Source organism: Sediminibacterium sp. FW305-C-61, assembly GCF_058231065.1.
Map to the genome: position 1 here is coordinate 231,336 of NZ_JBIQXR010000001.1, position 13,586 is coordinate 244,921.

16 protein-coding genes are annotated in these 13,586 nt (G+C 38.5%); 7 read left to right on the forward strand and 9 right to left on the reverse strand.

What is annotated here, in order from left to right:
- The first annotated feature begins 73 nt into the window (after positions 1–73).
- The 4 genes from ACH30E_RS00905 (at position 74) to ACH30E_RS00920 (ending at position 2,738) form a co-directional block, all read left to right on the forward strand.
- Positions 74–658, forward strand: a complete 585-nt coding sequence (locus tag ACH30E_RS00905; RefSeq protein WP_490823222.1) for a nitroreductase family protein — start codon at positions 74–76, stop codon at positions 656–658.
- Positions 659–747: 89 nt separating this feature from the next.
- Positions 748–1,323: a guanylate kinase gene (gmk, locus tag ACH30E_RS00910; protein ID WP_490823223.1), complete on the forward strand. Its 576-nt coding sequence runs from the start codon at positions 748–750 to the stop codon at positions 1,321–1,323.
- 40 nt (positions 1,324–1,363) lie between these two features.
- Positions 1,364–2,182, forward strand: coding sequence for an SDR family oxidoreductase (locus tag ACH30E_RS00915; RefSeq protein WP_490823224.1), 819 nt, complete (start codon positions 1,364–1,366; stop codon positions 2,180–2,182).
- Between the two features lie 109 nt (positions 2,183–2,291).
- Positions 2,292–2,738 carry a hypothetical protein gene (locus ACH30E_RS00920; protein WP_490838975.1) on the forward strand — a complete coding sequence of 149 codons (447 nt, stop codon included), beginning with the start codon at positions 2,292–2,294 and terminating at the stop codon, positions 2,736–2,738.
- Between the two features lie 8 nt (positions 2,739–2,746).
- Here the strand turns inward: ACH30E_RS00920 and lysS are convergent, their stop codons facing one another.
- From lysS to ACH30E_RS00935, 3 genes are all read right to left on the reverse strand, one after another.
- Positions 2,747–4,273, reverse strand: a complete 1,527-nt coding sequence (gene lysS, locus ACH30E_RS00925) for a lysine--tRNA ligase (RefSeq protein WP_490823226.1) — start codon at positions 4,271–4,273, stop codon at positions 2,747–2,749.
- Between the two features lie 103 nt (positions 4,274–4,376).
- On the reverse strand, positions 4,377–4,829 hold the full coding sequence (locus ACH30E_RS00930) for a GNAT family N-acetyltransferase (protein ID WP_490823227.1): 453 nt from the start codon (positions 4,827–4,829) through the stop codon (positions 4,377–4,379).
- Positions 4,822–5,409 carry a pseudouridine synthase gene (locus tag ACH30E_RS00935; RefSeq protein WP_490823228.1) on the reverse strand — a complete coding sequence of 196 codons (588 nt, stop codon included), beginning with the start codon at positions 5,407–5,409 and terminating at the stop codon, positions 4,822–4,824. The genes ACH30E_RS00930 and ACH30E_RS00935 overlap by 8 nt, the downstream gene beginning before the upstream one ends.
- Positions 5,410–5,828: 419 nt before the next feature.
- Between ACH30E_RS00935 and ACH30E_RS00940 the strand changes: the two genes are divergently transcribed.
- Positions 5,829–6,779, forward strand: a complete 951-nt coding sequence (locus ACH30E_RS00940) for a UDP-3-O-(3-hydroxymyristoyl)glucosamine N-acyltransferase (protein WP_490823230.1) — start codon at positions 5,829–5,831, stop codon at positions 6,777–6,779.
- Positions 6,780–6,860: 81 nt separating this feature from the next.
- Here the strand turns inward: ACH30E_RS00940 and ACH30E_RS00945 are convergent, their stop codons facing one another.
- The 5 genes from ACH30E_RS00945 to ACH30E_RS00965 form a co-directional block, all read right to left on the reverse strand.
- Entirely contained in the window at positions 6,861–7,430 is a 570-nt protein-coding gene (locus ACH30E_RS00945; protein ID WP_490823231.1) for a hypothetical protein, read from the reverse strand.
- A 77-nt stretch (positions 7,431–7,507) separates the two neighbouring features.
- The gene (locus ACH30E_RS00950) at positions 7,508–7,843 is read right to left on the reverse strand and encodes a hypothetical protein (RefSeq protein ID WP_490823232.1); all 336 of its coding nucleotides are present in this window, start codon (positions 7,841–7,843) and stop codon (positions 7,508–7,510) included.
- Positions 7,844–7,881: 38 nt separating this feature from the next.
- Positions 7,882–8,859: an NAD-dependent epimerase/dehydratase family protein gene (locus ACH30E_RS00955; RefSeq protein WP_490823233.1), complete on the reverse strand. Its 978-nt coding sequence runs from the start codon at positions 8,857–8,859 to the stop codon at positions 7,882–7,884.
- A 50-nt stretch (positions 8,860–8,909) separates the two neighbouring features.
- A complete protein-coding gene (locus tag ACH30E_RS00960) occupies positions 8,910–9,326 on the reverse strand; it encodes a Fur family transcriptional regulator (protein ID WP_294989304.1) in 417 nt (138 codons plus the stop codon).
- Positions 9,327–9,337: 11 nt separating this feature from the next.
- The gene (locus ACH30E_RS00965; protein WP_294989307.1) at positions 9,338–9,994 is read right to left on the reverse strand and encodes an SCO family protein; all 657 of its coding nucleotides are present in this window, start codon (positions 9,992–9,994) and stop codon (positions 9,338–9,340) included.
- A 109-nt stretch (positions 9,995–10,103) separates the two neighbouring features.
- On the opposite strand from ACH30E_RS00965, the gene ACH30E_RS00970 reads away from it, so the two are divergent.
- On the forward strand, positions 10,104–10,496 hold the full coding sequence (locus tag ACH30E_RS00970) for a MerC domain-containing protein (RefSeq protein ID WP_490823234.1): 393 nt from the start codon (positions 10,104–10,106) through the stop codon (positions 10,494–10,496).
- Here the strand turns inward: ACH30E_RS00970 and ACH30E_RS00975 are convergent.
- Positions 10,493–11,182 carry a metal-dependent transcriptional regulator gene (locus tag ACH30E_RS00975; RefSeq protein ID WP_490823235.1) on the reverse strand — a complete coding sequence of 230 codons (690 nt, stop codon included), beginning with the start codon at positions 11,180–11,182 and terminating at the stop codon, positions 10,493–10,495. The genes ACH30E_RS00970 and ACH30E_RS00975 overlap by 4 nt on opposite strands.
- Before the next feature lie 85 nt (positions 11,183–11,267).
- On the opposite strand from ACH30E_RS00975, the gene ACH30E_RS00980 reads away from it, so the two are divergent.
- Positions 11,268–13,550, forward strand: a complete 2,283-nt coding sequence (locus tag ACH30E_RS00980; RefSeq protein WP_490823236.1) for a TonB-dependent receptor — start codon at positions 11,268–11,270, stop codon at positions 13,548–13,550.
- Positions 13,551–13,586 lie beyond the last annotated feature (36 nt).

Sequence of the window (13,586 nt, forward strand, 5' to 3'; positions counted from 1 at the left end):
ATTTTATCATTATTCGTAACCCGCCTGCTTATTTAAATTAATTTATAAGATAGGCTACACCTATTTTTGCGCTATGGATACTTTTAAAAATTTACAGGATATTATCCTTGATAGAAGAAGCGTTAAGCCAACACTAATGAATGGCCAAAAGGCTGAAAATGAAGCGATTCGCAACTTACTTTCTCTTGCAGATTGGGCCCCAACACATGGTAGAACAGAGCCTTGGCGATTTAATGTTTATACAGGAGAAGGGTTAAAAACATTTTGTCGTGAACATGCTGATTTATATAAAGCAAATACCCACGAAGATTTGTTCCTATCCTCTAAATATGAAGGAATTATCAAACAAGGTGAGCTTGTTTCTCATCTTGTACTTGTTTACATGAAAAGACAGGCTACGAAAAAAATTCCGCTTATTGAAGAAATTGCTGCAACAGCGGCTGCTGTTGAACATATCCTATTAGGTGCTCAGGCACTTGGAATGGCAAGTCTTTGGAGTACCGGCGGCATGACCCACCATGACAACATGAAAAAAATGCTTGGGTTGTCTGAAGAAGACCGGGTTTTGGGATTGATTTATCTGGGGTATACCGATGAACCGAAAACATCCGGAAAAAGAAATATCCCGCTTGCTGATAAAATCAGTTGGTTTGAATAATTCATCTGTAATATTTTCTTAGTTCTAAAAAACAGGCTTTTAGGTTGTTATGACTATTCAAAACGTTAGAAAATTCTGTTTCTTTGCGCATGCAAGCTAACAAGGGAAAACTCATCATTATTACAGCCCCATCCGGCTCGGGTAAAACTTCTATTACACATTACCTTTTGAATAAGTATCCTTTGCTTTGTTTTTCTATTTCAGCAGCAACCAGACAACCCAGAGGACAGGAAAAAGACGGCGTAGATTATCATTTTATGTCTGCCGAACGTTTTCAGCAAAAAATTAAGGAAGATGCTTTTATTGAATGGGAGATGGTTTATGAAGGAAAATATTATGGCACTTTAAAATCTGAACTGGAACGTATCTGGAGCGAAGGAAAAACGCCGGTACTGGATATCGATGTAAAAGGTGCCATTCATGTACAGCAACAATTCGAAGGCAATTGCCTGTCTATATTTATCCAGCCTCCTTCGGTAGAAGAATTAAAGAGGAGATTGGAGAGCCGCGGAACAGAAACCCCTGAGAGCCTTTCAGACAGGGTAAATAAGGCCAGCTACGAAATTTCTTTCAGTCACCATTTTCACCATACCGTAGTAAATGATGACCTTCCAAAAGCGTGTATCACAACAGAGGGTTTGATCAAAGATTTCTTAGGTTGGTAATGATGTTTGCCTAAATTTAGGTATATCAATCTCTATTATTATGTCGTTCCAAAACAGAACAGTATTAATTACGGGTGCAAGTCGAGGTATCGGTAAAGCGATAGCCTTGCGTTTGGCAAAAGAAGGAGCCAATATTGTGGTAGCTGCTAAAAGTGTTACTGAGGATCCGCGCCTTGGCGGAACAATATATACTGCAGCAGCTGAAATTGAAGCTGCCGGCGGTAAAGCACTGGCAGTTCAGGTTGATATCAGGCAGGAAGATCAGATACAGGCAATGGTTGAACAGGCGGTTGCAAAATTTGGAGGAATTGATGTTGTTATAAATAATGCTTCTGCCATTCAACTCACTCCTACAGAGCAAACCGATAGCAAACGTTTCGACCTGATGTATAGTATCAATGTAAGGGGTACTTTTTTAGTCGTTAAACATTGCATCCCATGGTTAAAAAAAGGCAAGAATCCTCATATCATTACCTTATCACCACCAATCAGCCTGCAACCAAAATGGTTGGGTGGGCATATAGCTTATACGCTTACTAAATACAATATGAGTATGCTGGCACTGGGCTGGGCTGCTGAATTTAAAGGAGCGGGAATAGCCTCCAATGCCCTATGGCCGAGAACAACCATTGATACCGCTGCCGTTCGTAACCTACTTGGAGGCGAAGCCCTGGCAAAAATGAGTCGCACGCCAGAAATCATTGCAGATGCAGTTCATATCATACTGCAGCAAACCGCTTCCGCATGTTCAGGAAATACCTTTATAGACGAAGAAGTGTTGGCTTCAGCCGGAATAACTGATTTGGAAAAGTATGCAGTTGTACCCGGCGGACAGCTTTATAATGACCTTTTTGTTTAGACATTAATCGAAATTTAAAGGCCGAATAGTAGAAAATTCGCAAAAAAGGTGGTAATATCGTGTACCCCCAATGCGAACTAAAATAATTCTACTAACCCTGTTGACCTGCATGGTCGTGTCCGCTTATGCCCAATATAACGGTCATTGTGGCAATTTCCGCTATAGTATAGATGGTAAACTTATCAGTTCTGTGGATATTAATTCAGGAACAGATAAATTTCATGTTAACACCTACTACAAAATAGACAACAGAAATGGTTATGTCTGGTTTTGGATTGAAGAAAGCCTAAACGGTAGTAGTAAAATTGGCAAGTATTCCGTACTCTGGAGTCGGTTATCAGATATGGATAATGAAAGTGCTATCATTGATAAAAATGATCCGTCTTCAATGATCGTTAATCTTAGTAGTCAGAAATTCTTTTTTACAACATCCTATACTGCGCAAAAAAAAGGACCTCAATATGAGGTCCGTAGCAAGTTACCTATACGGTTTGCAAATAGCCAGGATGCTGCTGAATTTGCACGGGAATTATTGCAAAACATCCCTAAATATTAACATACAGATTATTCGGCTAATTTCTCCGGGCGCATCTGTGGAAACAGCAATACATCCTGAATAGATGATTGATTGGTCATCATCATACACAAACGATCAATACCAATACCAATACCAGAGGTAGGAGGCATACCGTATTCAAGCGCACGTAAAAAGTCGTGATCAATAAACATCGCTTCGTCATCACCTCTTTCCATCAGTTTAAGTTGCTCTTCAAAACGCTCACGCTGGTCAATCGGATCATTTAATTCCGAATAGGCGTTAGCAATTTCTTTTCCGTTCACCATTAATTCAAATCTTTCCACCAATCCGGCTTTATTACGGTGCTTTTTAGTGAGCGGACTCATTTCTACCGGATAATCTATGATGAAAGTGGGTTGAATAAAAGTATGCTCGCTGGTTGCCCCGAAAATTTCGTCTATCAGCTTGCCTTTACCAATATTCAAAGGCACATCTATGTTGAGTTGCTTACAAACATCCCTCAATCCTGGTTCGCCTAAACCACTTACATCAATACCCGTATTTTCTTTAATCGCATCATGAATACTTATTCTTTTGAATGGCGCTTTAAAGCTGATTATTTTATCGCCTAATGGAACATCCGTTGTGCCATGCAGGGCAATGGCTATCTTCTCAAATAGCTGCTCTGTTATTTCCATCATCCAGAAATAATCTTTATAAGCCGTATACCACTCCAGAACGGTAAATTCAGGGTTATGCGTACGATCCATCCCTTCGTTCCTGAAATTGCGACTGAATTCATATACCCAATCGAACCCGCCTACAATAAGTCGCTTAAGGTATAGCTCATTCGCAATACGGAGGTAAAAGGGCACGTCCAGTGCGTTATGATGGGTTATGAAGGGTCTGGCAGCCGCACCCCCAGGAATGGCTTGTAATACGGGAGTATCTACCTCCAATGCGCCCTGCTCATTCAGGAAAGTACGAATGGTATTTATAAGTTTAGTTCTTTTTACAAAAGTTTCCTTTACGTCAGGGTTGATAATAAGGTCAGCATACCGCTGACGATACCTGAATTCAGGATCTGTTACTGCATCAAATACATTTCCTTCCTCATCGCGTTTTACTACCGGCAATGGCTTTAGTGATTTAGCCAACAGCGTAAAGCTTTGCGCATGAACAGATGTTTCCCCTGTTTTGGTGATAAAGGCAAAACCAGTTACACCAATAATATCTCCAAGGTCTAAACCATGCTTAATGACCGTATCCCAGAAAGATTTATCTTCTTCCGGACAGATTTCATCTCTCTTAACGTATAACTGGATTATACCTTTGCTATCCTGTATTTTAATGAAGAATACCTTTCCCTTATCATTTATACTCATTACCCTTCCAGCTACACAAATTCCGGTAAATGCATCTTTTGTTTCTTCTGTATATTTTTCCTTTATATCAGTTGAATAATGACTTACAGGGTATAATGGCGCGGGGAATGGGTCTATCCCGGCCTCTTGTAACTTAGCCAGTTTCTCACGACGAATCTGTTCCTGTTCTGATAAATGTGCTTGACTCATAAATTTTCGATTACATAAAGAGCTGCAAAATTAACGCTTCAAGCGCAAGAATAGTGAAAGCCTATCAGATAATTCGGGTATATGTACCGACTTTTAGTATCTCTTACTGGTATATATTCGGATTATGTATCTGCATAATCCTGCCGGTTTGTTCTTCTGGCACTTGTTTCCAACCAAACTGGCTATATAAGCCATGCGCATCTCTGGTAAAAAGCATCCACCTGCGCAGTCCCTGCAGGTCGGGATAGTCATGAATGGTTTGCATTAACCATTTTGACAATCCCTTTCCCTGGTGTGTTGGTAAAATAAACACGTCGCCCAGGTAGGCAAAACTGGTTCTGTCTGTAACAACCCTTGCAAAACCAACTTGCTCATCTCCACTAAAAACACCAAAGCAAAGGGAATGCTTGATCGATTTCCCTACTAATTCTTTCGGGATTCCCTTTGCCCAATAAGATGATTCTGATAAATATCGATGGATCGTGTCTACATCCATTTTATCAATATCTGTCGAAATAAAATATTCCTCCCCCGTGATGGTCTGAAAACTATTCATTGAACAACTGTTTATATAAATCTCTTTTTGATAAACTTACTAAATCTCCCGGTTGCAATCCATCAACGGTTATTTTTTCAACCCGGTATCGTATAAGTCGTAAAGTTGGGAATCCAACACTTGCAGTCATTTTTCTTACCTGCCTGTTTTTACCTTCTGTTAAACAAAGACTGATCCAAGGAGCAGGAATTGATTTCCGAAATCGGATGGGGGGATTACGAACCGGAACGATGGGTTCATTATTAAACCTGTGAACCCTGGCACTTGAAGTTTTATATTGCTTACCATCAACATTTATAATAACACCTTTTGCCAACTGACCAATTGCTTTATCATTAATATCACCATCAACCTGAACCCAATACTCTCGTTCATGCTTAAACATTGGATTTAATAATCGATGATTCAGTTGTTTGTCATTGGTTAAAATCAATAAACCTTCACTATCGTAGTCAAGTCTTCCAACCGGATAAACATCTTTGGGAACATCAAAAAAATCAGCAAGGGTTTGTTTTCCTTCCACAGAAGAAAACTGAGATTGTACCAGATAAGGTTTGTAGATAATGAAGTAGTGATACATAAAAAACAAAAGTCCCGCATAAGCGAGACTTTGTATATGGATGGGTTAGTAAGTACTGGGAAATAAATTTCCCTACACAATATTAAAAAGAGTTTCATCGAAAGCAAAAAAATTTTTAAACAATTTTATTCACATTTTAGACAGTGCTGTGAATTTACCGCCCTTTAAAAAAGGGCAAACCGTCTTTATTATGTAGTAAATCTTAAACAAAAGAATGCAACAATAATTATGAGCAATCCTTTGAGAACCTTTATTCATAAGTGTTTCAAAGAATTGTAAGTACTAACTACCGGTAATATTTTTATAGCCAAACTGTTTTTAAAACGAAAAAAACATGCTCATTTTTAAGCTAAATTTCAGCCAAAATAATTTCTCATCAGCGCTACGCATTACCTTTGATTTTAACAAAAAATGGCCTTATGAAGTTCCCCGCACCCGTTACCGTAAGCTGGATAGCCTCCTTAATCAATGCACAGGTGAAAGGAAATCCTCATGCAATGATCACTGGTATCAATGAAATTCATAAGGTTGAAAGCGGTGATTTGGTTTTTGTAGATCACCCAAAGTATTATGAAACTTGTTTGAATAGTGCTGCAGATTTTATCATCATTAACACTGAGGATGTTACTGTTCCTGAAGGAAAAACAATTTTAATCTGCACTGAACCATTCGAAGCCTATTTAAAAATAGTCAAACATTTTCGTCCTTTTGCTCCTGCTCAAACAAGTATAAGCAACACTGCAGTTATAGGTGAAAACAGCATTGTTATGCCTAATTGCTTTATCGGTGATCAGGTTGTTATCGGTAATCATTGTATCATTCATCCAAATGTTACCATCCTCGATCATACCATTATTGGTGATTATGTAGTAATTCAATCTGGTACCGTGATTGGTAGCGATGCATTTTATTATAATACCAAAAAGAATCGTGAAGTCTGGTTTAAAAAAATGCTGAGTTGTGGGAATGTTGTAATAGAGGATCATGTTGAAATAGGTGCTGGTTGTACCATCGACAGGGGTGTAACTGCCGAAACAAGAATCGGAAGAGGTACTTGTATGGATAATATGGTACATATAGGCCATGATACAACGGTTGGAAAAAATTGCTTATTCGCTGCTCAGGTTGGTATTGCCGGAGGTACCGTTATTGAAGATGGTGTAACCTTATGGGGACAGGTAGGCGTCAGTAAAACTTTAACTATTGGGGCCAATGCTGTTGTACTGGCACAAAGTGGGGTACCTTCTTCACTGGAAGGCGGTAAAACCTATTTCGGTTACCCGGCAGAAGATGCATCCATTAAAAGAAGGGAACTTGTATGGATTAAAAGAATACCTGAATTGTGGAAGAAAGTAATGGAGGGGAAGTGAATTGTCAATGGTCAATAGTGAGTAGTCAGTAGTGAGTGAAAAAGGAGTATTATTCCCCATTGACCATTGACAATTCACACTTTACATTCCACTATAATTCGGAACATAGTTCTCCCTAGTTAATATTTTCAACAAGTCTTTTTCGAGCGTTTCAACCGGATATTCTATAATTCTGCCAATTTCTTGCTGCTTGCTGTAAATAATCAGGGTAGGTACACGTTTAATGTTTTTACCCTGTTCTTCATGTTGGGGGCTTTGCTTATACATTTCAGGTGCATTACTCACGAAAATTAGTTTAACTTTTTCCGTACTCATTCCTGCCGATTCGAGTATTTTCAACATACGGGGTACTTCTCTTCTGCTATCTCCGCACCAGGTGCCTAAAAATATTTCAATCGTTTTATTCGCTAATAATGGTTGTATCTGTCTGATATATACTGAGTCGGGTTGGTAGTTGGTGAATGCCGGTTCGAACCATTGTTTATAGACATTTTGTTTGAGCAGGGAAACTTCACAACATCCTAATAGCATTGGATCGCCATTGGTATTTTTTACTTCAATATTGGCATAAACAGGTTGCACCTGGGTATAGGCGTGCGTGCTGGTTGCGGCCAAACATATTACGGCCACAACCCATATCAATGATTTCATGATAGATGGATTAAGTGTATTAAATAAATAACAGACCCTATCGTTAACAGGGTCTCACTGAAAAAAGGATTATTTATTTAAGCAAGTGGCGGGTGAAATACAGCCTGTGGTATAGGGGAAGGGAGAGCTGCAATAACAAAACAGTTGTTAACCGTGGTTTTATCAAACATGGTCATACCCATGCAGAAATGATTATCAATCCTGAACTTCCAGTCCGTCTTTAGTTGAATGTCTTTTTGTTTTTCTGTTGCAGGAATCTCATCAGGATTATTATCAGCAGTAAGCATACAATCACACCAATATTTATCTGCATAGGTTATGGCTAGTGCCGAACATTCTGCATAGGCCAGCAATTTAGCTACCTGTGGTGCATAAAGCGATATGGATAATATTAATGTAACCAGGTACTTCATGAAGTAATACAAGATACATTATATCTACCTCATTCCGGTTATGGCAACTGATATTTTACTTTTAGTTCTTTACAAATTCTCTTGACCGCCACATTTATAGGCGTATAAGAAAATGCAGGTAAGGCCTTCATTATTTTGGTATTGTTGAAATGAACTTTGGCCTGAGCTGTTTTTGCAGTTTCTTTGGTAAGCAGGGGCGATTTTTTAGTAAACCATGCTTTTATTGCTTCTATCCGCCATACCAATGCAGCCAAAAAAGGGGTAACCTTTCGGGAAGGAAGTTTCTTTCCAAACCCATTTGCAATTTCATTGAACACAGTACGATAGGATAAGTTTTCTCCACTAAGAATAAATCGCTGGCTGTGAATATTACTTTCCATTAAAGCAATCATGGCATTAACCACATCTGCAACATCCACAAAACCACTCACACCTTCAGTGTACCAAGGAAATTCATTGTAAGCCGATTTAAAAATGGCAGTAGACCCATTATTCCAATCACCTGCACCGAGAATTATAACGGGATTTACTATTACTGCATTCAATCCTTCTCCGATACCACGCCATACTTCCATCTCAGCGAGGTATTTACTTTTGCCGTATTCGCTGTTACTGGTTTCGGGTGTCCAGTTCATGCTCTCATCTATCGGAATATCTTCTCTAATTCTCCCCAAGGCAGCCACTGAACTCATGAAGACCATTTTCTCAATGCCTTTTTCCAATGCTGCATTCACCACATTGGCCGTTCCCTCGATATTTACCTGGTGTAATTGTTTTTTCTGTGTAGGATTAAAAGATACTACTGCAGCACAATGATAAACCTGTTGAATGCCTTCCATGGCATCTTCCATTGAAAGTATATCAAGGATATCTGCCTTTACCCATTCTACCTGATTACTAATGGTTAAGTTGGGTATCACAGACCGATAAATGGCACGTACTTTTTGTCCGCCCTGAACCAGTCGACTAAGCAAATGAGAACCTACCAAACCTGTAGCGCCGGTAACAAGGATCATGAATAAAGTTTGAACGAAGTTATAGGAATGTAACGGAAAAGCTTTTTTACTCAGGAGCATTTATTGCAGAGACCGCTTACTACCAGATCGTTTTGTGTAGCTACAAAACCTTCTGGTAACGTAACTTTTGGTACAGTAACATGATCGAGGCAATAGGTTGTTCCGCAATCATCACACAAAAAATGAACATGGTCATCGTGATGATGGCCTGCAGAACATTCATCCTTGCAAAGGGCATATCGCACTGAATTATCAGTGGTAGGTATTGTATGTATGATTCCTTTCTCTACAAATGTTTGAAGGGTTCTGTAAATAGTTACCCGATCGAACTCAGTGCCACTCTTATGTTCAATATCTGCATGTGCAAGTGCACCATTAGCATCTAAGAAATGACCCAGTATTTTTTTCCTGCTTTCAGTGATACTCAGGTGGTTTCTTTTCAATAAATCAACAATTCTTTCCTGCATAAATTCCCTCCCTAATTTGGGTTATTGGTAAAAATGCCGTTCACAAAATTACCAGAGCCTTTTTCTTTTAATAATAACCCAATATCTTTTTTTAATTTTTCAAGTTCCTCAGATTTCAAGCCATCGTAAACCTGACCGCGCACTTTTCCGGATTTATCAATAAGTGCGAAAAACTGTGTATGAATAAATTGATCTTCGATTTTTTCAACATTATTCTTAGGATCATCCAATAAGTACGAATTCCTTGCCATCTGGTATAAGCTGTCCTTTCTGCCTGTTACCAGCACCCATTTCTTTGTATCTATCTGCATTGAATCTGCATATACTTTTAATCTGGCAACCGAATCAATTTCCGGATCACAGGTATGGGCCAGTATCATAAAGTCTGGTTCATCTTTAAAGGCTTCATAAACCGTTTTCATACCGACATGCATTCTCGGACAAATACCCTTGCATGTGGTAAAGAAATATTCCACAACTGTTACCTTACCCAAAAGGTCTTTTTCCGTTACCGGAACACCATCCTGATTTTTAAACATAAATGGTTTTACATAACCCAGTTGCGCCAGCTTTACTTTCCAATTATCCGTTCCACGAAAGAGGAAATAATAAAAAGCAGCAACGAGTACTACAAAAAACAGGAGGTAACCAATATATTTCTTACGCATAATTCTATTAAAACACAAAGTTACACCCCATTCAGTTCATTCCCCCCAATGAAAAAATGATAGAAAATAATTTTGCAACAATGTTGCATTGTTATATATTTGCAGTCGAATGAATTTTAAGATTAATTGGGACGCTTTCGGTATTGCCACTTCAATTGCCTGTGCTATACATTGTGCCATTTTACCGCTTTTCTTAAGCAGTATGCCCCTATTTGGCTATAATATTATTGATAACAAGTGGTTTGAATACGGTATGATTGCCCTCGCATTTGCAGTGGGCACTTTTTCCCTTTTTCATGGCAGAAAGAAACATCACCATAGCTGGCTGCCGATGGTCTTATTCAGTATTGGAATTGTTTTATTACTAAGCAAAGTAATCTGGCATCACTGGCAGCTTTGGTTATTAATTCCTGCTGTTATTTTTATCGTGGCATCACATTACCTGAATTACCGTATGTGCCGTTCGCATAACCATGCACATAGCGACGATTGCAATCATTAATGGTCGCTTGTTTTGGCTTCACAATCCTGACATACGATTACAATATTTTCTGCAAACCGTGGACTCACACTGGATTTGCGGCCATTAACCTCTATTTCAATCAATTCATCATAAGGCTGGCGCGATAATACTTTTATATGATCGTGCATACGTAATCCTACACGGTCAACGTATTGAAGAAAGGTTGCTGAATTATCTTTTACACCCACCATTTTACATTGGTGACCAACTGCTTCTTCATTCAGTGTTTTCTTTGCCGGTATCTTCATTTCACCAGTCGAAGTAGGAATCACATCCCCATGCGGATCGAATGCTGGATAATGCAGAAACTGATCAAGACGATCAATAAGCTTTGAGCTTTGTATATGTTCCAGTTGCTCCGCAACTTCATGAACTTCATCCCAGGTAAAACCAAGATGTTCATATAGAAATGTTTCCCAAAGCCTATGCTTACGCACTACTTCAATGGCTATCTTTCTACCTGTTTCAGTTAAACTGGATTTACCATATTTTTCATAGTTGATCAACCCCTTTTCCCGAAGTTTTTTCAGCATATCATTGGCCGTTGCCGGTTTTACCCCTAACTGGGTTGCCAACTCATTGGTTCCCGCTTCTGCTTTTTCCTCCTGCATCATCGTAAGCTGCAATAAGGCCTTCAGGTAATTTTCTTCCGTAGTTGATAACATATTACAAAGATAAAAGAAAAGGCAAACTATTTTTGTTAGGTTTGTCTAACTTTTATAATTTTACTCCCCGAACTATAGTATTTGTATGAAACCCTGGCTATTAATTACCTCCTTCTTAATTGCAACCTCTCTGAATGCACAACAAGCTAATATTTCAGGTAGGGTAACCAATGCTGGTTCTGGATTAGAAACAGTATCGATCAGACTTCTCAATACAGCTATTCAAACTATTACCGATAGCAATGGCTTCTATCATATGCAAATACCCCTTCAAGGACATTATACATTGGTAGCAGAAAGAGTGGGATATAACCCATTTCGGAAAAAGATCCATGTATCAGCAATGGAACCAATGATCATTGATATTCCACTAAGTATAAAAGAAACAGAGATCCATGATGTTGTAGTCACTGGCACTTTAAAAGAGGTTAGAAAAATGGAAAGCCCTGTTCCGGTTGAAGTTTATACACCTGTCTTTTTCAAAAAAAATCCGACCCCTAATATTTTTGATGCACTTCAACAGGTAAATGGCGTAAGACCACAGTTAAACTGCAATATCTGTAATACCGGAGATATTCATATCAACGGATTAGAAGGACCATATACAATGGTTTTAATTGACGGAATGCCTATTGTGAGTAGTTTATCTACAGTCTACGGGTTGTCTGGTATTCCGAATGCTTTGATTGAAAGAGTTGAAATTGTTAAAGGACCAGCGTCCTCATTATACGGAAGTGAAGCTGTAGGTGGATTAATAAATATTATTACCAAAAACACCTCACATGCTGCCAGGTTTTATGCAGATTACATGCATACCAGTTGGAATGAAAAAAACGCTGACCTCGGATTTGTTTTAAAAGTATCTGATAAAATCCGTGTTTTGACCGGATTAAATGGCTATCTGTATAACCAACCCATAGATAATAATAAAGACGGTTTTACAGATGTTACCCTTCAAAAAAGATTATCTGTTTTTCAGAAATGGGCCGTTTCAAGGAAACAAAATCGCTTATTGAGTTTTGCAGTAAGGTATTATAATGAAGACAGATGGGGTGGCGATATGCGTTGGAATAAATTATTCAGGGGGGGGGATAGTATTTATGGAGAAAGTATTTACACCAAACGATGGGAACTAACAGGTCAATATCAACTACCTACAAAAGAAAAATTACTCTATTCTGTTTCGTATAACTCACATCAGCAAGACAGTCGCTATGGAAACATCTCTTATATAGCAGATCAAAAAATTTTATTTAATCAGCTTACCTGGGATAAGAAAATAGCCAACCATGATTTATTAGCTGGTATAGCAGTAAGGTATACTTATTATGATGATAATACAACAGCGACCTTAAATACGGATCCAACAAATCCAAAAAACGCACCACAGCAAACCTGGTTACCAGGCATTTTTCTGCAGGATGAATTGAAACTTGGTAAGCAGCAATTACTACTTGGACTGCGTTATGACCGACATTCGATTCATGGAAATATATTCACGCCAAGAATTGCCTACAAATGGAAGATTGATGAAGGCCAAAGTTTAAGATTAAATGCTGGTACAGGCTTCAGAGTCGTGAACTTATTTACGGAAGACCATGCTGCTTTAACTGGTGCAAGAAAAGTAGTGATTAAAAATGAACTGAAACCAGAGCAATCTTTTAATGTGAATCTAAACTTTACTAGAAAGTTGCTAACCGGAAATGCTACAATTATCGGATTCGATATTTCAGCATGGTATACGCATTTCTCAAATCGAATTATTGGGGATTACGAAACCAATCCCAATGAAATTAATTACGATAACTTAAAAGGTTATGCAGTTAGCAAAGGGGTTACCATAAATACAGATTTCAATATGGTAAACGGTTTTAAAGGTATGGCTGGTATCACCATCCAGGATGTATCACTCGTAGAAAATGGAATTAAAACACAACAAATACTTACAGAAAAAATTACCGGTACCTGGTCTTTATCTTATAAAATAAAACCCTGGAATTTTTCCATTGATTATACGGGAAATTTCTATGGCCCTATGCGGTTACCACTGCTTGGTCCACTGGACCCACGAAAACCAAATTCTCCTCTTTGGAGCATTCAGAATCTACAATTTGTATACACTGGCATACAACAAATTGAAATATACGGAGGAATAAAAAATCTCCTGAACTGGACACCCAACCGTGGCAACCCTTTTCTGATTGCACGCACACATGACCCATTTGATAAGCAGGTGCAATACAATACAAACGGGCAAATTATTCCGACTACTGAAAATCCTTATGCACTTAGCTTCGATCCTACTTATGTTTATGCACCAAATCAGGGCAGAAGATTCTTTTTAGGGATCAGGATTTCTATTAAATAAATGATTAAGATAGAAAAAAATCATTTTTCTAAAATT